The sequence below is a fragment of the Bradyrhizobium sp. LjRoot220 genome (assembly GCF_964252915.1).
GTDB lineage: Bacteria > Pseudomonadota > Alphaproteobacteria > Rhizobiales > Xanthobacteraceae > Bradyrhizobium.
Genome location: NZ_CAXUPS020000002.1, coordinates 400,695 through 422,517 on the forward strand (window position 1 = coordinate 400,695; position 21,823 = coordinate 422,517).

25 protein-coding genes are annotated in these 21,823 nt (G+C 63.7%); 18 read left to right on the plus strand and 7 right to left on the minus strand.

The window, feature by feature from the left end; translation table 11 throughout:
* Positions 1–15: 15 nt before the first annotated feature.
* On the minus strand, positions 16–933 hold the full coding sequence (locus tag ACSQ84_RS10230) for an ABC transporter permease subunit (protein ID WP_436211548.1): 918 nt from the start codon (positions 931–933) through the stop codon (positions 16–18).
* 363 nt (positions 934–1,296) lie between these two features.
* On the opposite strand from ACSQ84_RS10230, the gene ACSQ84_RS10235 reads away from it, so the two are divergent.
* Positions 1,297–1,458: a hypothetical protein gene (locus ACSQ84_RS10235; protein ID WP_436211549.1), complete on the plus strand. Its 162-nt coding sequence runs from the start codon at positions 1,297–1,299 to the stop codon at positions 1,456–1,458.
* A 185-nt stretch (positions 1,459–1,643) separates the two neighbouring features.
* The gene (locus ACSQ84_RS10240) at positions 1,644–2,153 is read left to right on the plus strand and encodes a hypothetical protein (protein WP_436211550.1); all 510 of its coding nucleotides are present in this window, start codon (positions 1,644–1,646) and stop codon (positions 2,151–2,153) included.
* Here ACSQ84_RS10240 and ACSQ84_RS10245 read toward each other — a convergent pair.
* The 3 genes from ACSQ84_RS10245 to ACSQ84_RS10255 all read right to left on the minus strand — a co-directional run bounded on the left by ACSQ84_RS10245 (position 2,133) and on the right by ACSQ84_RS10255 (position 4,923).
* A complete protein-coding gene (locus tag ACSQ84_RS10245; protein WP_436211551.1) occupies positions 2,133–2,525 on the minus strand; it encodes a carboxymuconolactone decarboxylase family protein in 393 nt (130 codons plus the stop codon). The genes ACSQ84_RS10240 and ACSQ84_RS10245 overlap by 21 nt on opposite strands.
* Positions 2,526–2,628: 103 nt before the next feature.
* The gene (pcaD, locus tag ACSQ84_RS10250; RefSeq protein ID WP_436211552.1) at positions 2,629–3,411 is read right to left on the minus strand and encodes a 3-oxoadipate enol-lactonase; all 783 of its coding nucleotides are present in this window, start codon (positions 3,409–3,411) and stop codon (positions 2,629–2,631) included.
* Between the two features lie 156 nt (positions 3,412–3,567).
* Complete coding sequence (locus tag ACSQ84_RS10255; RefSeq protein ID WP_436211553.1) at positions 3,568–4,923, minus strand: 3-carboxy-cis,cis-muconate cycloisomerase; 1,356 nt, start codon at positions 4,921–4,923, stop codon at positions 3,568–3,570.
* 270 nt (positions 4,924–5,193) lie between these two features.
* Between ACSQ84_RS10255 and ACSQ84_RS10260 the strand changes: the two genes are divergently transcribed.
* The 10 genes from ACSQ84_RS10260 (at position 5,194) to ACSQ84_RS10305 (ending at position 13,392) form a co-directional block, all read left to right on the plus strand.
* Complete coding sequence (locus ACSQ84_RS10260; protein ID WP_436211554.1) at positions 5,194–5,640, plus strand: SRPBCC family protein; 447 nt, start codon at positions 5,194–5,196, stop codon at positions 5,638–5,640.
* Positions 5,641–5,841: 201 nt separating this feature from the next.
* Complete coding sequence (locus ACSQ84_RS10265; protein ID WP_436211555.1) at positions 5,842–6,327, plus strand: (2Fe-2S)-binding protein; 486 nt, start codon at positions 5,842–5,844, stop codon at positions 6,325–6,327.
* 81 nt (positions 6,328–6,408) lie between these two features.
* A complete protein-coding gene (locus ACSQ84_RS10270) occupies positions 6,409–7,212 on the plus strand; it encodes an FAD binding domain-containing protein (protein ID WP_436211556.1) in 804 nt (267 codons plus the stop codon).
* Between the two features lie 37 nt (positions 7,213–7,249).
* Positions 7,250–8,155 (plus strand): AAA family ATPase, encoded by a 906-nt coding sequence (locus ACSQ84_RS10275; protein WP_436211557.1) that lies wholly within the window; start codon positions 7,250–7,252, stop codon positions 8,153–8,155.
* Between the two features lie 206 nt (positions 8,156–8,361).
* Positions 8,362–9,564 carry a vWA domain-containing protein gene (locus tag ACSQ84_RS10280; RefSeq protein WP_436211558.1) on the plus strand — a complete coding sequence of 401 codons (1,203 nt, stop codon included), beginning with the start codon at positions 8,362–8,364 and terminating at the stop codon, positions 9,562–9,564.
* Between the two features lie 12 nt (positions 9,565–9,576).
* Entirely contained in the window at positions 9,577–9,906 is a 330-nt protein-coding gene (locus ACSQ84_RS10285) for an XdhC family protein (RefSeq protein WP_212036957.1), read from the plus strand.
* Entirely contained in the window at positions 9,903–10,607 is a 705-nt protein-coding gene (locus ACSQ84_RS10290) for an XdhC family protein (RefSeq protein WP_436211559.1), read from the plus strand. The genes ACSQ84_RS10285 and ACSQ84_RS10290 overlap by 4 nt, the downstream gene beginning before the upstream one ends.
* Positions 10,604–12,208, plus strand: coding sequence for an NTP transferase domain-containing protein (locus tag ACSQ84_RS10295; RefSeq protein WP_436211560.1), 1,605 nt, complete (start codon positions 10,604–10,606; stop codon positions 12,206–12,208). The genes ACSQ84_RS10290 and ACSQ84_RS10295 overlap by 4 nt, the downstream gene beginning before the upstream one ends.
* A gap of 317 nt (positions 12,209–12,525) precedes the next feature.
* Positions 12,526–12,861: a DUF4189 domain-containing protein gene (locus ACSQ84_RS10300; RefSeq protein ID WP_436212259.1), complete on the plus strand. Its 336-nt coding sequence runs from the start codon at positions 12,526–12,528 to the stop codon at positions 12,859–12,861.
* A gap of 120 nt (positions 12,862–12,981) precedes the next feature.
* Positions 12,982–13,392 carry a DUF2000 family protein gene (locus tag ACSQ84_RS10305; protein ID WP_436211561.1) on the plus strand — a complete coding sequence of 137 codons (411 nt, stop codon included), beginning with the start codon at positions 12,982–12,984 and terminating at the stop codon, positions 13,390–13,392.
* Between the two features lie 81 nt (positions 13,393–13,473).
* On the opposite strand, the gene ACSQ84_RS10310 is transcribed toward ACSQ84_RS10305, so the two are convergent.
* Positions 13,474–13,680, minus strand: a complete 207-nt coding sequence (locus ACSQ84_RS10310; protein WP_436211562.1) for a hypothetical protein — start codon at positions 13,678–13,680, stop codon at positions 13,474–13,476.
* A gap of 220 nt (positions 13,681–13,900) precedes the next feature.
* A complete protein-coding gene (locus tag ACSQ84_RS10315) occupies positions 13,901–14,887 on the minus strand; it encodes a Bug family tripartite tricarboxylate transporter substrate binding protein (RefSeq protein WP_436211563.1) in 987 nt (328 codons plus the stop codon).
* 177 nt (positions 14,888–15,064) lie between these two features.
* Here ACSQ84_RS10315 and ACSQ84_RS10320 point away from each other — a divergent pair, with 177 nt between their 5' ends.
* From ACSQ84_RS10320 to ACSQ84_RS10345, 6 genes are all read left to right on the plus strand, one after another.
* Positions 15,065–15,799, plus strand: a complete 735-nt coding sequence (locus ACSQ84_RS10320) for a TetR/AcrR family transcriptional regulator (RefSeq protein ID WP_436211564.1) — start codon at positions 15,065–15,067, stop codon at positions 15,797–15,799.
* The gene (locus tag ACSQ84_RS10325; RefSeq protein ID WP_436211565.1) at positions 15,796–16,611 is read left to right on the plus strand and encodes an HlyD family secretion protein; all 816 of its coding nucleotides are present in this window, start codon (positions 15,796–15,798) and stop codon (positions 16,609–16,611) included. Before ACSQ84_RS10320 ends, ACSQ84_RS10325 begins: the two co-directional genes overlap by 4 nt.
* Positions 16,608–17,552, plus strand: a complete 945-nt coding sequence (locus ACSQ84_RS10330) for an ABC transporter ATP-binding protein (RefSeq protein ID WP_436211566.1) — start codon at positions 16,608–16,610, stop codon at positions 17,550–17,552. Before ACSQ84_RS10325 ends, ACSQ84_RS10330 begins: the two co-directional genes overlap by 4 nt.
* On the plus strand, positions 17,549–18,715 hold the full coding sequence (locus tag ACSQ84_RS10335) for an ABC transporter permease (RefSeq protein WP_436211567.1): 1,167 nt from the start codon (positions 17,549–17,551) through the stop codon (positions 18,713–18,715). The genes ACSQ84_RS10330 and ACSQ84_RS10335 overlap by 4 nt, the downstream gene beginning before the upstream one ends.
* Positions 18,716–18,851: 136 nt before the next feature.
* On the plus strand, positions 18,852–20,159 hold the full coding sequence (locus tag ACSQ84_RS10340; protein WP_436211568.1) for an adenylate/guanylate cyclase domain-containing protein: 1,308 nt from the start codon (positions 18,852–18,854) through the stop codon (positions 20,157–20,159).
* 10 nt (positions 20,160–20,169) lie between these two features.
* A complete protein-coding gene (locus ACSQ84_RS10345; RefSeq protein WP_436211569.1) occupies positions 20,170–21,090 on the plus strand; it encodes a PhzF family phenazine biosynthesis protein in 921 nt (306 codons plus the stop codon).
* A 104-nt stretch (positions 21,091–21,194) separates the two neighbouring features.
* On the opposite strand, the gene ACSQ84_RS10350 is transcribed toward ACSQ84_RS10345, so the two are convergent.
* Positions 21,195–21,659 (minus strand): DUF488 domain-containing protein, encoded by a 465-nt coding sequence (locus ACSQ84_RS10350; protein ID WP_436211570.1) that lies wholly within the window; start codon positions 21,657–21,659, stop codon positions 21,195–21,197.
* Between the last annotated feature and the right edge of the window lie 164 nt (positions 21,660–21,823).

Consider the following 21,823-nt stretch of genomic DNA (forward strand, 5'->3'; position numbering starts at 1 on the left):
TCACGCGGGCGCCCGTCAGACTTTTTCGACTTCAGGCCGGCCGAGCAGGCCGGTCGGAAGGAAGATCAGCACGACGATCAGGATCGAAAACGCAGCGACGTCCTTGTATTCGACCGAGAAGTAGGCCGACCACAACGTTTCGATCAACCCGATCAGGAGTCCGCCCAGCATCGCGCCGGGCAGTGAGCCGATGCCGCCGAGGACGGCGGCGGTGAACGCCTTGATGCCGGCGACGAAGCCCATGAAGAAGTCGACGAGGCCGTAATAGAGCAGGTACATCATGCCGGCGACCGCGGCGAGCGCCGCCCCGATCACGAAGGTCATGGATATGGTGCGGTCGACGTCGACGCCGAGCAGCGAGGCCATGGTCTGGTCCTGCTCGCAGGCGCGCATGTCGCGGCCGAGCCGGGTACTCGATACCAGCCAGGTGAACAGCGCCAGCAACACGACGGTGGTGATCACGACGATGATCTGGATGTTGGACAATTGCACCACGAAGCCGCCCGCGCCCTCATGCAGCGTGTAGCCGCCGGTGATGATCGGCGGCACCGGTTTGACGCGCGCGCCCTGAGCGACCTGCGAATAATTGGTCAGCACGAATGACATACCGATCGCCGAGAGCATCGGGGCGAGGCGGAACGAATGCCGCAACGGCCGGTAAGCGATGCGCTCCACCGTCCAGCCATAGAGCGCGGTCATCGCCATCGATACCAGCAGCACGACCAGCAGGATCAGGGGGATCGCGGTCAGGCCGAACGAGACCAGGATCAGGAACGTGATCAGCGCAATGAAGCCGCCGATCATGAAAATATCGCCATGGGCGAAATTGATCATGCCGACAATGCCATAGACCATGGTGTAGCCGATGGCGATCAAGCCGTAGATCGAGCCGAGCACGAGGCCGTTGATCAGTTGCTGGGCGAGATAATCCATGCGCTGCCGTTGGAGCCGGTTCGGTTGAGCGAACTGGCCCTAGTTTTGTTTTGACGCGTTTTCTTCACGCGAACCGGTACCCACTTCGCTCGAAAACGCTACGTCCGAGAGCAACGCGGCGAGGGCCCCCGGCAGCCTTGTCCGACGCGTCGTATCGTTTTCTTACAGTTTGGAACCGGGGGCGGCAACAGCGCTGGCGACGGCCCGGAGGTCTTGTACAGAGGTTGTTTTCGGCTGCGGTTCCCTCGTCACAATGCCAACACGGCTTTGCCGCGCAATCATCCCGCCGGAACCGGCGTTCCCTCGCAACCAAAGCCCGGACCTTCCGTTGACCCGGATTCCGTTCAACAAGGAGATCCCCAAATGAGCAACCCGACCCAGAAACCGGGCCAGCAGAACCAGAACCCGGGTCAGAAGGCGGGCCAGCAGCAGCAGGGCGGTGGTCAAAAGCCCGGCCAGCAACAGCAGGATCCGAGCCGCCGTCAGGGCGAGCGACCCAGCGAGATGCCGGATCAGGACCGCTAGTTCGAACGCAAGCGAGAGTTAAGGAAGGCCCCGCCAAAAGCCGGGGCTTTTCCTTTATGCGGGCAGGCCGCCGGCGCGGTCAATTAAGGTAAACAAAGGGTTTAAATTGCCGCTCGCCGTTTAAGGGAGTTACGTCGCACCCAAACCGCCGCTTTGAAGTGCTGCGGAACAAAACGGGAAGCGACATGGCCAAACACTGGCGGATCAGTTCACTCAGCGGCGCGCTCCTGGCCGCGTATTTCATTCCGGCCTGGACCATGATCGCGTTCAAGATCATGGTTTCGCCGATCCATGGCCTCTACGACCGGCCCAACGTTTCGTTCGCGTTGTTCGTCAGCGATCATCTGCAACTGGCGGGGCCGGCGACGGTCCGCTTCGCGTGGCTCTTGGCGCTGGGGCGAATGACGGTCGTGGCGTTCTTTGCGGTGTTTCTGGTGTTCGTGACCCGCGCGGCGACCCGCAGGAGCGGCGGCTGCAATGAAGCGCTCGGCATGGCGCTGGCGATCGGCAGCGTCATCAGTTTCGCGGGCGTGCTGATGGCGTCCCAGGCCGGCGAGACGGCCGCCCTTCGGATGCATGCGGCCGAACTGTTGATGATGCTCGGCACCGTGATCGTGATGGTGGTCGAGCCGCCAGCGCAGAAGCAGGCGGAGATTGACGTCAACTCTGGCGAGCTATCCCTTCAGCAGACCTAGTTCGGCGACGATCCCGGCGGCTTCCTTGACGGCGTGATTGGCCGCGGGCACACCGCAGTAGATCGCCTGCTGCAGGATGATCTCCTTGATATCGTCCGGTGTGAAGCCGCCTTCGGCGAGCGCCGCGCGCACGTGGAGGCGGAATTCATCCCATTGGCCCAGCGCCACCATGGTGCCGATCACGAGCACGCGGCGGGTGCGGTGATCGAAATGCGGCCGGGTCCAGATATCGCCCCAGGCATAGCGGGTAATCAGGTCCTGGAAATCGCTGTTGAACGCATTGCGATTGGCGATCGATTTGTCGACCCATTCATTGCCGAGCACTTTTCGGCGCTGGGCCATGCCGTTGTCGCGGCGCGTGTCGTCGTCCATTGATTCTCTCCTTGCGTCATTGCGAGGAGCAAAGCGACCAAGCAATCCATTCTTTCCTTGCGCAGAGAGATGGATTGCTTCGCTGCGCTCGCAATGACGGCAGTTAGCGTTGCGTCAGGAAGCCGACCACCGCATCGGTGAAGGCGTGCGGTTGTTCGACATTGGAAATATGCGCGGCGTCCAAAATCGTCATGCTGGCGCCGGGAATCTGGCTCCGGATGAATTCGCCCGCCGCAACCGGCGTCGACATGTCGTGACGCCCGGCAATCACCAATGTCGGGCTCTTGATCTTCGGCAACAGTTCGCGGTTATCCAGCGTCGACAGCGCCTCGCAGCAGGCGATATAGCCCTCGACCGGGGTGGCCAGCATCATCGCCTTCATGTTGGCGGTAACCCGCGGTTCGCGCTCGCGAAAATCCGCCGTCAGCCAGTTTGCGATCACGGCATCGGCGACCGCGGCGATGCCGCCTTCCTTTACCGCCTTGATGCGGGTGTGCCAGTTGGTCGGATCCGGATAGTGACAGGCGGTGTTGGCGAGGATGATCTTGCCGAATCTGTCCGGGGCGTTGGCGCCCAGCCATTGCCCGACCATGCCGCCCATCGACAGGCCGCACCAATGCGTCTTGGCAATATTGAGGTCGTCGAGGATCGCCAGTACGTCGCGGCCGAACCGCTCCATCGAATAGGGTCCGGGCGGCACGCTGGATTTGCCGTGGCCGCGCCGGTCGTAGCGGATGACGCGAAACAGCTGCGTCAGCGCCTTCATCTGCGGCTCCCACATCTGCATGGTGGAGCCGAGCGAATTCGACAGCATCAGCGTCGGTCCGCCGTCGCGGCCTTCGACCGATACGTTGAGCAGGCAGCCGTCGGCGTCGATCATCGGCATGGGAGACTCCGTCTATTAGCAACCGTCATTGCGAGCCACCGGGTCGGCGCGAAGCGCCGCCCGATGCCAAGCTCCGCTGAAGCAATCCATCTTGCGGCGAAGAAAGTGTGGATTGCTTCGTCGCTTCGCTCCTCGCAATGACGGTGGTTATAATTCCTATTTATCGTCCAGTGAAGCGAGCAGGCGGTCGATAAGGGCTTGCGAGGCGCCCTGATAGGCCATCGGCTCGAACAGTTGGGCGATTTTCTCGGCGCTGAGCTGCGCGGTGACCTTTGAATCCGCCGTCAGCACGTCGCGCAGATGTTTCTTCGCGGCGACCGCCTTCTTGCTGGCCGCTTCGATCAGATGATGCGCGTCGCTCTTGCCGATCTTCTCGGCCAGCGCGAATGTCACCGCTTCGGCCATGATCAGCCCATCGGTGGCGTCGAGGTTGATGCGCATTCTTGCCGCGTCGACTTGCAGCCCTTCGGCAATATCAACGATGGCGGCCAATGCCCCCGACGTCACCAGCAGCAGGGTCGGCAGGGTCGGCCACTCCGCATGCCAGGGTCCGGCGCTGCGTTCGTGATCTTGTACTTGGGCGGCAAAGATCGTGGCCGCCAGATTGGGCGCCATGGTCGCGGCGGCCAGCGCGGTCGCGGCCGCCACGGGATTGCGCTTGTGCGGCATGGTGGAGGAGCCGCCGCGGCCTTCGCCCGAGGGCTCGAAGGCTTCGCCGACATCGGTTTGCATCATCAACGAAACGTCGCGGGCGATCTTGCCGCAGCTGCCGGCGAGAATGGCGAGCACGGAAGCGGCCTCCGCGATGCGGTCGCGATGGGTGTGCCAGGGCGCCTCGGGCAGCGGCAGCTTTAGCTCCTGCGCCAGTTTTTCCGAGACCTGCAATCCCTTGTCGCCGAGCGCGGCGAGCGTGCCGGCGGCGCCGCCGAACTGCAGCGCCAGCGTCTCGCTGCGCAGCCGCTGCAGCCGCTTCTCCGAGCGATGCAGGGCCGCGGCATATTCGGCGAGCTTGAGCCCAAACGGCATCGGCAGCGCATGCTGCAGCCAGGTGCGGCCGACCACGGCGGTGTTGCGGTGCTGGCGCGCCAGTTTGGCAAAGCCCGCGATGGCCCGGCTGGTATCGCCGAGCAGCGCATCGATGCCGGCGCGAAGGCCGAGCATGGTGGCGGTATCGATGACGTCCTGACTGGTCGCGCCCCAATGCACGTAGCGCGCGGCGCCAGCGTCGGCCTTGGCCACGTTCGCCGTCAGCGCCTTGACGAGGGGAATCGCAAGATTGCCGGAGCGCGTCGCGGCCTCGGCCAGCGCGGCGAGATCAAATGATTCGGCCCGGCAGGCGCTTGCGATCGGTCCCACCGCACTGCCCGGAATGACGCCGGTAGCGGCCTCGGCACGGGACAGCGCAGCCTCGAAATCAAGCATGTTCTGCAGGCATGCGACGTCATCGCATACCGTGCGCATCGCGGCGCTCGACAGCATCGGGGCAAGCAGTGGGGACAGCGACGTGCTCATCTGTGCCGGACCTAACCATCCCAAGTTGGCGTTGCCAACTGGGTTGGCGTTGCCAACCCGGTAATACCAACCGGTTGGCTCTGCCAATGCGCTCGGATTATCTGGCGGTATTCCGGTCACAGGGCCGGTCGCCAAAATTTGCGGCATTGCGGCGATCTCTCCGGGGCTTGCGAATATGCATCGCTCGTCGCCCCAAGGCGGCCTTTCCTTATGCCCGCGTGTGCATTAATTGGGAGGACCAATTTTGAAGCGTTACAGGAGGCTCCATCCATGGCCATGACGATGACCGGCGAAGTCCAGCTTGCGGCGCCGCGCGAGGCGGTGTGGGCCAAATTGAACGATCCGGAAGTGCTCAAAGCCTGCATCCCTGGCTGTGAGGAGCTTGAGAAGACCGAGGACAACGGCTTCCGCGCCACCGCCAAAATGAAGGTCGGGCCGGTCTCCGCCCGCTTCAAGGGCAAGGTCACGCTGAGCGATCTCGACCCGCCCAACGGCTACAAGATCTCGGGCGAAGGCGAGGGCGGCGTTGCCGGCTTCGCCAAGGGCGGCGCCACGGTCGGGCTGGCCGAAAAGGACGGCGGCACCTTGCTGAGCTATAATGTCGAGGCGCAGATCGGCGGCAAGCTGGCCCAGCTCGGACAGCGCCTGATCAACGGCGCGGCGAAGAAACTGGCCGACGAGTTCTTCGCCAATTTCGCCAAGGCGGTGCAGGGTTAGCCCCTCGGCTTCAGCCCAAGATTCCCGCCTCAAGTCCAGCCCGAATGTCCCGTCAAGAGTCCCGCTAAGTCGCATCTGGCCATGCCGGAAGTGAGTGACTGCCAAGGTTGCTCATTGCCGGGATGGCCCATATTATGGCCTTGGAATGATTTTAAACGCCTGCGCAGCCGATATGCGGCAGTGCAGCTCAAGAGAGTGCTGATGGCCAAGATTTCCCTGATCGTGAACGGCAGCCCCGTAAACGCCAATGTCGACCCCCGTACCCTCCTGGTCCAGTTTCTCCGCGAAAACCTGCGGTTGACGGGCACCCATGTCGGCTGCGACACCTCGCAGTGCGGCGCTTGCGTCGTCCATCTCGACGGCCAAGCCGTCAAATCCTGCACCACGCTGGCGGTCATGGCCGACGGCCATGAAGTGCGGACCATCGAGGGCCTGGCCGCCGACGGCGCGCCGCTGCATCCGATGCAGGAAGCCTTCCGCGAGCACCACGGCCTGCAATGCGGCTTCTGCACGCCCGGCATGATCATGACCGCGGTCGATCTGGTACACCGCAAGGGGCACGACCTCTCGGACCACGTCATTCGCGAAGAGCTTGAAGGCAATCTGTGCCGCTGCACCGGCTATCAGAACATCGTGACGTCGATCGCCGCCGGCGCCAAGGCGATGGCGAAATCCGACCTGGCTTAAGTCTGACTTGGCTTAAGTCCAACCTGTCTTAAGTCCGCCTCGCACCATCGAATTCATCGCGACCGCGATCAGGAAGTTCTCATGTACGAATTCAAATACCACCGCCCCGCGACCGTGCGTCAGGCCGCCAATCTTCTGGTCAAGAACGAAGACGCCAAGGTGATCGCTGGCGGCCACACACTGGTGCCCGTCATGAAGCAGCGGCTCGCCAGTCCGCCGCATCTGGTTGATCTCTCCCATATCGAAGGCCTCGACGGCATCGAGATGAAGGGCCGCTCGCTGGTGATCGGCGCCACCGCCAGGCACGCCGCGGTCGCAACCTCGGCGATCGTCGGCGAATCTATCCCGGCGCTGGCCGAACTCGCCGGCATGATCGGCGATCCCGCGGTGCGCCACAAAGGCACCATCGGTGGCTCGCTCGCCAACAACGATCCGACCGCGGATTATCCCGCGGCCGTGCTGGCGCTCGGCGCCACCATCGTCACCAACAAGCGCCGGCTCAAGGCCGAAGAGTTCTTCCAGGGCCTGTTCACGACCGCGCTGGAGAGCGACGAGATCATCACCAAGGTGATGTTTCCGGTGCCGAAGAAAGCGGCCTATATCAAATTCCGCAACCAGGCCTCGCGCTACGCGCTGGTCGGCGTGTTCGTCGCCAAGCGACCGTCAGATGTGCGGGTTGCCGTCACCGGTGCCGGCTCGGACGGCGTGTTCCGCGCCGAGCCGTTCGAAGAGGCATTGAAGAAGCGGTTCTCGCACAAGGTGCTCGACGGGATTTCGGTGCCGGCCAATGGGCTGAACAGCGATCTGCACGGCAGCGCCGAATATCGCGCGCATCTGATCGGCGTGCTGACGCGCCGCGCCGTCGAAGCTGCGACGGCGAAGTAAGTTTGCCGTTTCCCGGCTCAGCAGGATTGGCTTTGTCATGAGTGCATCGGCGCTGCCCAAATCTGTCGATGCGATGCAGGAATTGCTGACATCGCGCGGCTATCTCGCCGAGCGCTCGCTGGCGACGGTAACCTATCTGTCGCTGCGGATGGGCCGGCCGCTGTTCCTCGAAGGCGAGGCCGGCGTCGGCAAGACCGAGATTGCAAAAGTGCTGTCGGCGGCGCTGGGACGCAAGCTGATCCGCCTGCAATGCTATGAAGGGCTCGACGTGGCCTCCGCGGTCTACGAATGGAACAGCGCCGCACAGATGATCGCGATCCGCTTGGCGGAGGCGAGTGGCGACACCGATCGCGATCAGCTTTCCAGCGATATTTTCGCCGAGCGCTTTCTGATCAAGCGGCCGCTGCTGCAGGCGCTGGAGCCGGATGTCGCCGGCGCGCCGGTACTCTTGATCGACGAACTCGACCGCGCCGACGAGGCGTTCGAGGCGTATCTGCTGGAAATCCTCAGCGATTTCCAGGTGACGATCCCCGAATTCGGCACCGTGAAGGCGCCGCAAGCGCCGATCGTGATCATCACTTCGAACCGCACCCGCGAAATCCACGACGCGCTGAAGCGCCGCTGTCTTTATCACTGGGTCGACTATCCCAACGCTGAGCGCGAGCTTGCGATCGTGAAATCGCGCGTGCCTGACATCTCCGCAAAACTCTCGCAGCAGGTCGTGCGCTTCGTGCAGGCGCTGCGCGATCAGGATTTCTACAAGTCGCCCGGCGTCGCCGAAACCATCGACTGGGCCACCGCGCTGACCGAACTCGACGCCCGCTCGCTGACGCCGCAGATGGTCGGCGACACCCTGGGTGCGCTCTTGAAATACCAGGACGACATCGCGCGGATGCAGGGCGACACGCTGCAGAAGGTTTTGAAGGAAGCGACGAGCGACTAGGCAAGGGCAGTGCGCTCCCTCTCCCGCTCTTGCGGGGGAGGGTCGGGGTGGGGGCTCTCTCCGATTGCTCAGGCGACGAGGTTGGCATTGGCGGAAACAGCGAATGCAAGTTGAACAGCGTACTTGTTGAGGCAGCCCCCACCCCAGCCCTCCCCCGCAAGCGGGAGAGGGAGCGCACCGCCCGCTTGAGAGAGTAAAGCGCTACGATGGCCATCGACCACCTCAACCCGCCCACCGGCCAGATGGCCGACAACGTCATCGGCTTTGCCCGCGCGCTGCGCGCCGCCGGCATTCCGGTCGGGCCAGGTGCCGTGATCGATGCGTTGAACGCGCTGCAGGTGATCGAGATCGGCAACCGCGCCGACGTCTACGCCACGCTGGAAGCGATCTTCGTCAAGCGCCACGAGCATATGTTGATTTTCGGGCAGGCTTTCGACCTGTTCTTCCGCGCCGCCGAAGAGTGGAAGTCGATGCTGGATTCGGTGCCGCTGCCGGACCACGCCAAGAAAAAGCCGCCGCCGGCCTCGCGCCGAGTGCAGGAAGCACTGGCACAGCCCTCGAGGCGCGAGGAAGCCGCGCAGGCCCAGGAGCAGGAGTTGCGGCTCTCCGTCTCCGACAAGGAGATCCTGCAGAAGAAAGACTTTGCGCAGATGAGCGCGGCCGAGATCGCCGAAGTGACGCGCGCGATCGCGGACATGCGCCTGCCGCAGGCCGACCTGCGCACCCGCCGCCACCAGCCCGATCCGCGGGGACTGCGGCTCGACATGCGCCGCACGCTGCGCGGCAGTCTGCGCACCGGCGGCGAGATCATCGACATCCGCAGGCTCGGCCGGATCGACAAGCCGGCGCCGATCGTGACGCTGCTCGACATCTCGGGATCGATGAGCGAATATACCCGCCTGTTCCTGCATTTCCTCCATGCCATCACCGACGCCCGCAAGCGCGTCTCGGTGTTCCTGTTCGGCACCCGGCTGACCAATGTGACGCGGTCGTTGCGGGAACGCGATCCGGATGACGCGCTGGCGCGCTGCTCGTCCTCGGTGGAGGATTGGGCCGGCGGCACCCGGATCGCAACCTCGCTGCACTCCTTCAACAAATTGTGGGGCCGCCGCGTGCTCGGGCAGGGCGCCATCGTGCTGCTGATATCGGACGGGCTGGAGCGGGAGGCCGACGACAGGCTGGCGTTCGAGATGGACCGGCTGCATAGATCTTGCCGCCGCCTGATCTGGCTCAACCCGCTGCTGCGCTACAATGCCTTCGAGGCCAAGGCGCAGGGCATCAAAATGATGCTGCCGCACGTTGACGAATTCCGCCCGGTGCATAATTTGAGTTCCATGGAAGGGCTGATTGCGGCGCTTTCGGCGCCGCCTCCGGCCCATCATCGCAGCGTGATCCGATCAGCAGCTTGAAAGAGGCCCGCTATGCTCAATCGCGACGAAGACATCCTGCAGGCGGCCGAGGCCTGGCAGAAGGCCGGCCATGGGGTTGCGCTGGCAACCGTGGTCGAAACCTGGGGCTCGGCGCCGCGCCCGGCCGGCTCCAGCCTCGTCATCAATGATGACGGCACATTTCTGGGGTCGGTGTCCGGCGGCTGCGTCGAAGGCGCGGTCGTCACCGAAGCGCTCGACGTGATCGCGAGCGGCCAGCCCAAAATGCTGGAATTCGGCGTGGCCGACGAGACCGCCTGGAACGTCGGCCTGTCCTGCGGCGGCACCATTCGCGTCTTCGTCGAGAAGGTGGCCCAGTCGTGAAACTTCAAACCCTTTCCGAAGTGAACATCGAGCGCGCCGCGCGGCGGCCGGTGATCGTCATCACCGATACCGCCAATGGCGACCAGCGCCTCGTCAAGGCAAAAGACATCGCGACCGATCCCCTGCGCGGCGAGCTGTCACAGCAATTGCGCATGGGCAAGAGCGGCATGATCGAGGCCGGCGGCAAGAAGTTGTTTCTCAATGTCTACGCGCCGACCGCCAAGCTCGTGATCGTCGGCGCCGTTCATATCAGCCAGGCGCTGGCGCCGTTGGCGCGCTCGCTGGATTATGATGTGACGGTGGTGGATCCGCGCACGGCATTCGCCAGCCCCGAGCGGTTTCCGGATGTGCCGCTGATCGCGGAATGGCCCGACGTGGCGCTGCCGCCACTCAATGTCGATCCCTACACGGCGTTCGTCGCATTGACGCACGATCCCAAGATCGACGACCCGGCGCTGCTGCACGCCTTTGCGTGCGACTGCTTCTATATCGGCGCGCTCGGTTCACGAAAAACCCATGCCAAGCGTGCCGAGCGCCTGAAGGCGCAGGGCGCCTCGGATGCCGACATGGCGCGTATTCACGCGCCAATCGGGCTCAACATCGGCGCGGTATCGCCGTCGGAAATCGCGGTCGCGATCATGGCCGAGATCACGGCAGAGCTGCGGCTGCCGAAGGAAAACGTGAAAGAGCAGGCGGCATGAAGTTCGGCCCTGCCAGTCCGGCCGATGCGATGGGCGGCGTTACCGTCCATACGCTGCGCCAGGGCGCGCTGGTGCTGAAGAAGGGCACCACCATCGGGCCTGATGAAGTCGGGGCGCTGACCAAGGCCGGCGTCAAGGAAATCGTCGTGGTGCGGCTGGAGGACGGTGATGTCTCCGAGGACGTCGCCGCCGCCAGCATTGCGCAGGCGGTGGCGGGCGAGGGGGTCACTGTCGAGCGCGCCTTTACCGGCCGTTCCAATCTGTTCGCGGCCCAGGCGGGCGTGCTGGTGGTCGATCGCGCTGCGGTCGACCGCATCAACGGCGTCGATGAAGCCATTACCTTTGCGACCCTTGCCGCCTTCAAGCCGGTGGTCGAAGGCGAGATGATCGCGACCGTCAAGCTGATTCCGTTCGGCGTCGAGGCGAAACTGCGCGATACGGCCGTTGCCGTCGCTGGCAAGGACGCGCTGCGGATTGCGCCTTACACCATCAAGCGTGTGGGCGTGGTCTCGACCTTGCTGCCGGGCCTGGCGCCGAAGGTGATCGAGAAAACCCTGCGCGTCACCGCGGAGCGCCTGGCGCCGGCGGGTGCGACTATCATCGCCGAGCGCCGCGTGCCGCACGACGAGACGGATCTCGCAGCCTCGATCAAGGAATTGCTCGGCCTCGGCGCCGAGCTGGTGATCGTATTCGGTGCTTCCGCGATCGCCGACCGCCGCGACGTGATCCCGGCCGCGATCACCGAAATCGGCGGCGCGATCGAGCATTTCGGCATGCCGGTCGATCCGGGCAATCTGCTGCTGATCGGCACCGCCGGCGGCGTGCCGGTGCTGGGCGCGCCGGGCTGCGCGCGTTCGCCGGTCGAGAACGGATTCGATTGGGTGCTGATGCGCCTGCTCGCGGGCCTGAAAGTCACGCGCGCCGAACTGACCGGCATGGGCGTCGGCGGCCTGTTGATGGAAATCGTGACGAGGCCGCAGCCGCGCACCGTTGCCGATGTCGAAGCCAGCCGCAACGTCGCGGCCATCGTGCTCGCGGCCGGACGCTCGACCCGGATGGGCGGCCCGAACAAGCTGCTGGCCGAACTCGACGGCAACAAGCTGGTGCGGACCGTGACCGAGCACGCGCTGGCCTCGAAGGCCACCGAAGTGATCGTCGTCACCGGCCATCAGGCCGAACTGGTCGAGCAGGCATTGGCTGGTCTCAAGGTAAAGTTCGTCCGCAATCCGGATTTCGCAGGTGGGCTGGCAAGCTCCGTCAAGGCCGGCATCGGGGCGGTACCCGCGAATGCCGACGGCGCGCTGGTGTGCCTCGGCGACATGCCGCTGATCGACGCAAATTTAATCAACCGGCTGATCGAGGCGTTCGAGCCGGACAGGGGGCATTTGATCGCGGTCCCCGTCAGCGACGGTCGGCGCGGCAACCCGGTGCTGTGGTCGCGGCGCTTCTTCCGCGAATTGATGACGCTGGACGGCGACGTCGGCGCCCGCCACCTCATCGCCAAGCACGCCGAGGCCGTCGCCGAAGTCCCAGTCGAGGGCGAAAGCGCGTTTCTCGATATCGACACGCCGCAGGCGCTCGAAGCGGCACGGCGGGGGTAGGGTATCGGTCCTGTCGTCCCGGGCTTGACCCCTAGCCACAGGGCTTTGTTGTTGCGCGACGCTGTGGTCACAGCCGTTCTCCGCAACCGCCATCGGTGGCTATGGGTCCCCCGATGCGCAATTGCGCATCTGAGCTCAAGGCCGGGACGACGAGCTGATGGATCGGTGGTCACCGCGTCGCCAAAAATCAACCTGCTGTTCACCAAGTCTCAACTCCCTCCCGGCTAGATTCGCTGCCGACTGCCTCGGGGGAGGGGATCTTGATCGTTTCGACCGCTGCCGCGCAACGCCGCGCGCTGTTCATTCTGTTGCTGGCCTTGTTGCTGGGTGCATCGCGTTTCATTTCCGAATCTTGGGCGGCCGGCGCGTTCGCGGTCGGCAAATGCGGCGCCTATGGCCAGGCCTACGACTATGCGGCTGAGGAAACCGCGCGTGCTGCGGCGCTGAAGCAATGCAAGGGCGAATGTACTGCCGTGACCATGAAACGCGCCTGTGCCGCGTTTGCGATCGACATGGCCAATCCTTGCGGCGCGCACGGCTACGCAGTGAAGCCGAAAATATCGAGCTCGCTCAACGCCGCAACCAGGAAGTGCTACGAATTCGGCGGCAAGGAATGTGTGATCCGCGCCTGGGCCTGCGACGCCAAGGGGTAGTCTCTGTCATTCCGGGGCGCGCGTCGGCGCGAGCCCGGAATCCATAACCACGATCGGGAGTATGGATTCCGGGCTCGCGCCAAACGGCGCGCCCCGGAATGACGGTAGTTGGAGTGAACAATGCAATTCGACACCAAAATCGCGGTCGTGATCCGGACCGATCTTGAGCCGTGGCAGAAGCTCAACGTGGCTTCGTTTCTCGCCGGCGGGATTGCCGCGGCGTTTCCCGCGTGCATCGGCGAGCCCTATGGCGACGGCTCCGGTACCAAATACCTGTCGCTGATCGGCCAGCCGATCCTGATCTATGGCGCCGATCGCGCCGCACTGTCGCGCGCGCTCGAACGCGCGCTGGCGCGCAACGTGACGCCGGCGGTCTATACCGAGGAGATGTTCAAGACCACGCACGACGCCGCCAACCGCGAAGTGGTGCGGGCGGTGATCCGTGCCGAGCTCAATCTCGTCGGGCTGGCCATGCGCGCCGAGCGCAAGGTGATCGACAAGATCGTCGAGGGGCTGAAGTTTCACAGCTGATCATCGCGCGAGCGGAAGAGCCGCCAATTGAGACGGCCCCTCCGCTGAAAGCGCACTGCTTGCTGCCTGCAGTGGAGCGTCTTAGCTGCAGTATGCCCGTCCGAGCGCGGTGGCGACGCCTGCAAGGAAGCCGCCGATGACGGGAATCGAGCCCAGGCCATCCACGATACCGCCGATGGCATTGTGCTGATTCAGCGAACAGTTCATGCCGTAGAAGGGCATGCCGCCGGCCACGGTATTGAGATCTTCGATGTTCAGTTCACGGTTTTCATTGCCCAACTTGGTCATGTTCATTCACCCTGTACGTCTTCGGTGAGGACCATTCCTCAGCGCGCAGCGTCAGGGGGTACGCCAATCCGGGCTGGACAACTGTGCCTGATGTCACGCTGGTTCGAAGACGAGCTGCCTTGCCTTTGACGCGGGTCTCGTCCTTTCAAATTGTCGACGGCCCCGGCCACAGGTGAACTCGTGCCGGGCTTCCGTCGATCGCAAGTTCGAGCTTGCCAATTCAGGCCGGCGGCAAGCCGAGCGCCCGCCCGGCCTCCAGCCAGACCGGCAATTCGCGCTGATACAAGGCATTGCTTTCCTTGAAGCCGATCGCCGGTTCGAGCACGAAAGTTGCGAGAATTTCCTTCACTTTCGGATCGCCATTGGCGGCCACGCAGAGTTCGGACAACCGCTCGACGATCGGCTGCGGTGTCGCCTTCGGCACCGCCCAGCCCGAGAAGCCGCTCACCGTGAAAAACTTCGAGGTCGCGCCCTGTTCAGGCAGAGTTTTAACGTCCGGGATCGCGGCGACCTTCTTGGAATGTACCGCAAACACGACGCCGGCGTTGCTTTGCAGGACCGATTGCGCGGCCGTGTAGCTCCCCATCGCGACGTCGAGCGTGCCATCCGCGATGCCGGTCCACATCGGTGCTTCGCCCCGGTAGTGGATCGGTTCGATGTTGAGGCCATACTGCTTGTTGAGTTCATTGATCGTGATGTGCGGGGATGAACCCGCGCTGTAGGTGCCGAAGTTCATCTTGCCGCTCTTGCGCGCGAAAGCGACGAAGTCGTCCAGTGACTTGATGCCGGACTTCGGGCTTGCGACCAGCGGCAGCCCGGCGCCCGGAATGACGCTGATGAGCGCGAGATCCTTGTCCATGTCGTAGCCGGGATTCTTCATCATGACCCGGTTCATGATGAAGGTCGTCGAGATCGAGCACAGGATGGTGTGGCCGTCCGGCTCCGCGCGTGCGACATCAGCCGTGCCGATCGAGCCGGAGGCGCCCGCCTTGTTCTCGATGACGACGGTCTGTTTTACCTGCCTGGAGATGTAATCGCCGAAGGCGCGCGCCAAGAGGTCGGTCTGGCCGCCCGCCGGGTAGCTGCACACCATGCGGATTTGCCGCGACGGCCACGCGGCCTGCGCCGAGGCCCCGCGCACCAGGAGCGGCGTCGCGACAGCGGCGGTTCCGGCAGCGATGAAGTGACGGCGATTGATTCTTGACATGATTCCTCCCTGAACTTTCCAGGAGGGTAGCGCATCGCCCGGCTTCCGCCATGCGCGAAAGACGGGACAGATTGGCGCGCCCGATAATGCTGCATTGAATCCGCCAGTCACGGCGACGTGAAACGATAGTTTTAGCCTAATCTTGACAATGACTGACTGGTCAGTCATATTGTAACCATGAGCAAAACACGCACCAGCACCCCACGTCCGTCCAAGCCGGCCAAGAGCCGCGTTGCGATCCGGGCCGCCGCCGCCAACTCGCCAAAGGTGGTCTCGGCGAAGGTTGAGCCCTCAAAATCCGCCTCGAACCGGGCCGAGCGCGCCGCCGAGCGGCGCGGGGCCATTATCGAGGCGGCGATGGATGAATTCATCGCGCGCGGCTTTGCAGCGACGCGGCTTGACGATGTCGCCAAGCGGGCTGGCGTCGCCAAGGGCACGATCTATCTGCACTTCAAGGACAAGGAGGCGCTGTTCGAGGAACTGATCCGGACGGCGATCGTCCCGCTCGTCAACCGTCTTGCCTCGGCAGGACCGCCACCGGCTGGCGCCTCGATCCGGGATGTGGTGGAGAGCTTTGCCAGGGCCTTCATCCACGACGTGGTGACGACCCGGCGTGGTGACATCGTGCGCCTGATCGTTGCCGAAGGGCCGCGATTTCCCGAGATCGCCGATTTCTACTTCCGCGAAGTGGCCTCGAAGGGGATGGCCGGCATGCGCGCGCTGATTGAACTCGGCGTCGCCCGCGGCGAAATCCAGCAAAAGGATTTGGCGCGCTTTCCGCAGATCATGGTGGCGCCCGCCATCGTCGCGATCATCTGGCAAAGCCTGTTCAGCAGACACGCGCCACTCGACGCGAACGAGATGTTTCGCGTTCATCTCGATCTGATTTTTGGCGAACGGAGGACGACATGACTTCGTCGCGCAAGACCTCTTCCAGCAGGACCTCTTCTAGAGTGACGGCGATTTTCACCGCGCTGGCGCTGGTGGCGCTGCTGACCGGCTGCAAGGAGCGGAAGGATCCCGGCTTTCAGGGGTGGGTGGAAGCCGACATGATCTTCGTCAGCCCCGACGAATCCGGGCGCGTGACCAAACTCAACGTGCGCGAAGGCGACGAAGTGAAGCCCGGCATGCATATCTATTCGGTCGATGACGAGCTGCAGAAGGCCGATCTCAACCAGAACAACGCGACGCTGGCCAACGCGCAGCAGACCTATGACCGCGCGGCATCCCTGAGCAAGACCGGTTCGGGCACGCAGGCCAATCTCGACTCCGCGGTCTCGGCGCTGCGGGTGGCGGAAGCGCGGCTCAACACCTCGCAGACGCGGCTGGCGCGGCGCAATGGCTTTGCGCCCGTCGCCGGCACCGTTCAGCAGATCTATTTTCGCGAAGGCGAGATGGTGCCGGCGCAGCGGCCGGTGTTGTCGATCATGCCACCCGGCAACATGAAGTTGCGCTTCTTCGTGCCGGAGACGCAATTGCCCAAGCTTGCGATCGGCGACGAGGTCAAGGTGACCTGCGACAATTGCGCAGCCGATCTCACCGCGAAGATCTACTTCATCGCGACGACGGCCGAATACACCCCGCCGGTCATCTACAGTCTCGATGAGCGCAACAAGCTCGTCTATTTGATCCAGGCGCGGCCGAACAAGCCGGCCAATCTGCGCGTTGGCCAGCCGATCAGCGTGTTCCTCAATGCTCCGATACCGGTAGCGGACAAGCGATGACGAACGTGTCCTCAACCGCGCCCGACATTGCCATCAATGTCGAGGGCCTTTCAAAATCGTTCGGCGGCCGCGCGGTGGTGCAAAACCTCTCGATGCAGGTCAAGCGTGGCTCGATCTACGGCTTCCTCGGTCCCAACGGCTCCGGCAAGACCACGACGATTCGCATGCTGTGCGGCCTCCTGACGCCGGATTCCGGCGAGGGCACCTGCCTCGGCTACGACATCCGCCGCGAGGCCGACAAGATCAAGCGCCAGGTCGGCTACATGACGCAGCGCTTCAGCCTGTATCAGGACCTCTCGGTGCGCGAGAACCTGGAATTCGTGGCGCGGCTTTACGGTCTGCGCGATGCGCGCAGCGCGGCGCACGACATGATCCAGCGCATCGGTCTCAACGGCCGCGAGGAGCAGCTCGCAGGCGAGCTTTCCGGCGGCTGGAAGCAGCGGCTCGCGCTCGGCGCCTGCACGCTGCCCAACCCGCAATTGCTGCTGCTGGACGAGCCGACCGCCGGCGTCGATCCCAAGGCACGGCGCGACTTCTGGAACGAGATCCATGCGCTGGCGGCCGATGGCCTCACCGTGCTGGTCTCGACCCATTACATGGACGAGGCCGAGCGCTGTCACGAGATCGCCTATATCGCCTACGGCAATCTCCTGGCGCATGGCACGGTCGACGAGGTGATCGCGCAATCGGCGCTGTCGACCTGGACGGTTACGGGCGACGATCTCAACGGTCTTGCCGCCGAACTCACCGGCAAGCCCGGCGTCGACATGGTGGCGCCGTTCGGCACCAGCCTGCACGTCTCCGGCCGCGACAAGGCAGCCCTCGAAACCAGTGTCGCGCCGTACAGAGACGGCCGGAGTTGGCATTGGCAGCACGGCGAACCGTCGCTGGAAGACGTGTTCATCGACCTGATGAGCCGCTCAAAGGACAATTTCCAATGAGCACGACCGACACCCAGAACGAGAGTCGCGCCGTCAGCGAGCCGCGCTTCGGCTTCTGGTGGCGCAGCTATGCGATGCTGGTGAAGGAATTCATCCAGCTTCGCCGCGACCGCGTCTCGTTCGCGATGATCGTGATGCTGCCGGTGATGCAGCTCGTGCTGTTCGGATTCGCCATCAACACCACGCCGCGCAATTTGCCGACGGCCGTATTGCTGCAGGAGGACAGCGATCTCGGGCGCTCGATCCTGAAGGCGATGGAGAACACCGCCTATTTCCGCTTTACCCATGAAGTCCACAGCGTTGCCGAATTCGACGATCTCTTGCAATCCGGCAAGGTGCTGTTCGGCGTGGAAATCCCGCGCGGTTTCGAGCGCGCGGTGCGGCGCGGCGATCACCCCGCGCTGTTGGTCGCCGCCGATGCCACCGATCCGGTGGCGGCGGGCTCGGCGCTGGGCACACTCAACGGCATCGTGCAGACCGCCTTGGCGCATGATCTGCGGGCGGGTGATCCACCTTCGACGGCGTTCGAGATCCGTGCCCATTCGCGCTACAACCCGGCGGCGTCCTCGCGGCTCAACATCGTGCCGGGCCTGGTCGGCACTATCCTGACCATGACCATGCTGATCTTCACGGCGCTGTCGGTGACGCGCGAGATCGAGCGCGGCACCATGGAAAGCCTGCTGTCGATGCCGATCAGGCCGGTTGAGGTGATGTTCGGCAAGATCATACCTTACGTGATCGTCGGTTTCGTTCAGGCATCGCTGATCATCGGAATCGGCGTTTTGCTGTTCGGCGTGCCCATCCTCGGCAGCCTGCTGACGCTGGCGCTGCTCACGACGCTGTTCATCACCACCAACCTCTCAATCGGTTACACCTTCTCGACCATCGTGCAGAATCAGTTGCAGGCGATGCAGCTCTCGATGATGTTCTTCCTGCCGAGCATCCTGCTTTCCGGCTTCATGTTTCCGTTCGCGGGCATGCCGAAATGGGCGCAGTATATCGGCGAGTGTCTGCCGCTGACGCATTTCGTTCGCATCGTTCGCGCCATCATGCTGAAGGGCGCGACCATCCAAAATTTGCAATACGACACCATTGCACTCATTGCACTGATGCTGTTGGCAATGACGATCGCGGTGACGCGCTTCCGTCGCACGCTCGATTGATGCAATATGTTCGACGTCGGGGCGCTTCGAAGGGGCGCGCAAATCGCGCATCGGGGAAATCTCGAGATTCTCAGATACGCAATTGCGCATCGTAGTTCGATGCTGCGCATCGCCCCGGAATGACAAGGGTAGGGGAATGTTCGGGTTCTGGGGCAAAAAAAGCGAAAAGCCGGTGGTGTCGGCTGATTTTCAGCGCGCGCTGACGCAGCAGGTGCTGCGCACCGAACTGATACGGATCAAGGCACTGATCGGGACGACTGTCCTGCTTGCCTGCTTGATCCTCGTCATGCATATCGTCGATCCCGACGCGGTCCAGAAGCTCTGGCATGGCCGCCTCAATCCGGGTGACCTCCTCAAGATCCTGGTTCCGTTCGTTCTGTTCGAGCTTTGGGTCCACTCCGTCATCAGCCGGCACCTTGGCGAGGGTCGTGACCTTCCCGTGTACCGGCGCTATATCGGTGTGCTGGTCGAGACGTCCATGCCGACGCTCGCTTTGGCGATGCATATCGACAGCATGGGCCATGTCGAGGCACTCGGCTTCGCGGTGCCGCTCACCTATTTCATTTTCATTATTCTATCGACGCTGCGGCTGGATTTCTGGCTCTCGACCTTCACGGGATTCGTTGCCGCTGCCGAACTCCTTGGCATGGCGATGTTCTATCATCGCGCCGGCAGCAGCGATCCGCCGCCTGATCTGTATTATCACTCGGTGCGCAGCGTCATCATCCTGATCTGCGGGATGCTGGCGGGCGCGGTCGGCGTGCAATTGCGCCGGCAGTTCGAGGCCAGCATTCTCGCCGCGACTGCGCGTGACCGCATCACCAACCTGTTCGGCCAGCACGTCTCGCCGCAGGTGGTCGAGCGACTGATGGCCGAGGGAGCGGCGACCGGCAGCGAAGTCCGGCGTGTCGCGGTCATGTTCGTCGATTTTCGCAGCTTTACCGCCGGTGCCAGCAGCCGGACGCCGCAGGAAGTGGTGGACCGCCTCGACGGCGCGTTCGCGGTGCTGGTCGACATCCTCGACCGACATGGCGGGATCGTGAACAAGTTTCTCGGCGATGGCTTCCTGGCGCTGTTCGGCGCGCCCTTTGATGCGGGCAACGCTGCGCAGCATGCGGTGGCCGCCGCGCGCGAAATGCTCGAAGCGAACGCGCACGCCAACCAGGCGACCAGCTGGCCGCTGCGCATCGGAATTGGCATTCACGTCGGCGAGGTCGTCGCCGGCAATGTCGGCTCGCCGCGGCGCAAGGAATACACCGTCATCGGCGACACCGTGAATTTCGCCGCGCGGCTCGAGGCGCTGAACAAGGATTTCAATTCGCAGTTCCTGATCTCCGAGGCGGTCCGCGATGCGCTCGGAGAGGAATGTCGCGACGCCGTGGCACTTGGTGAGGTCCCGGTCAGAGGCTATGAGCGGCCGATGACCGTGTGGCAGTTGGGATAGGAGGATATCAATGCAACGACGTTACATCACCGTCGACGTGTTCACTGATCGCGCCTTCGGCGGCAATCCGCTTGCCGTGGTGCTGGATGCCGGCGGGCTTTCGACCGCGCAGATGCAGGCGATCGCCACCGAGTTCAATTATTCCGAGACCACCTTCGTGCTGCCACCGGCCGACCGCGCGAACGACGCGCAGGTTCGTATCTTCACCGTCAACCGGGAGATACCCTTCGCCGGCCATCCCAATGTCGGCACCGCCTTCGTGCTGGCGACTCAAGCCACAAAACCGCCGGCGCGGCTGCTGTTCGAGGAGGGCGCGGGCCTCGTTCCCGTCGAAGTTACGAGCGAGCAGGGCAGGATCGTCAGCACCGAATTCACGGCGCCACAGCCGCTGAAGCGGATGTCGCAGCTCAGCGCCGAGCAGGCTGCTTCCTGTCTGTCGCTGTCGGCGAGCGATGTGAAACTCGACCGGCATCCGCCGCAGATCATTTCGGTCGGGCTGGCTTTTCTGGCTGTCGAACTCACCTCGCGCGAGGCGCTGCGCCGCGCGAAGCCGAATGCTGAGGGATTTGCGAAGATCTTCCCGTGCGACGGCAGCGATGCGGTCTATTTCTATACGCGCGACGTGCCATCAAGCGAAAAGCCGTGCGACCTGCAGGCCCGGATGTTCCATCCCGGCGCCAGCGGGCTTTCCGAGGACCCCGCGACCGGCAGCGCGACGGCCGCATGCGCGGCGCTGCTCGCCGATCTCGATCCGATGAAGGACGGCGACCTGAAACTGCGGATCGGTCAGGGCGTCGACATGGGGCGGCCGAGCCTGTTGCTGACACGCGTCCGCAAGCAGAACGGCGCGATTTCGTCGATCCATGTTGGCGGCGCCAGCGTGCAGATGATGGAGGGCACGTTCCAGTTTGGCGGGGGAGGGGTGAGGTAGATGCGCCATGGTCTATCCGTCATTCCGGGATGGTGCGTTAGCACCAGACCCGGAATCTCGAGATTCCGGGTTCGATGCTGCGCATCGCCCCGGAATGACGGTAGCTACACCTGTCTCGCCGCCAAATTCTCCACCTTCACCCCGTCGCGGTCTTCGATGATTTCGGCGATCCATTGCCGGTGGCATTGCTGGTGGTCGCGCTCGTAACAGAGGATGCAGACCGGGCCGGACTTCTTCACCAGCGCCGATAACTCGTCGAGTTCCTCCCTGGCCTGCGTGGTCTTCAGATGCGCCGAATAGATCTTGTGCAGCAGATCGAACTTGCCGCTGCGCGCGGCCTCGCGGCCGGTCTTCGGCGTACCGAGGCCCTTCAGGTGCAGATAGGAGATGCCGCGTTCGTCGAGCCCCGCCGCGAGCTGGTTCTTGGAAAAGCCCGGCCGCCGGGACGCGGCCACGGCGCGGACGTCCACCAGCAGTTTCACGCCGGCGGCTTCCAGCTCGTCGAGCACGGCCTTGGCCGGCGTCTGCTCATAGCCGATGGTGTAAAGGCGCTTGCTCTTGCGTGCCATGTTCGTCCTGTTGCGCGTTGGTTGGCCGGTTTGAGGTTAGGTCACCCCGTGACGGATTTCCATAATCGCGGAGGTTATGCCGCAGCGACCCGGCCGGTAGTGCGTTGCCGCCGGGCGCGCCATGTCGCATAGTCAGCGAAACAGAGCCTGTTGATGGCCTGACG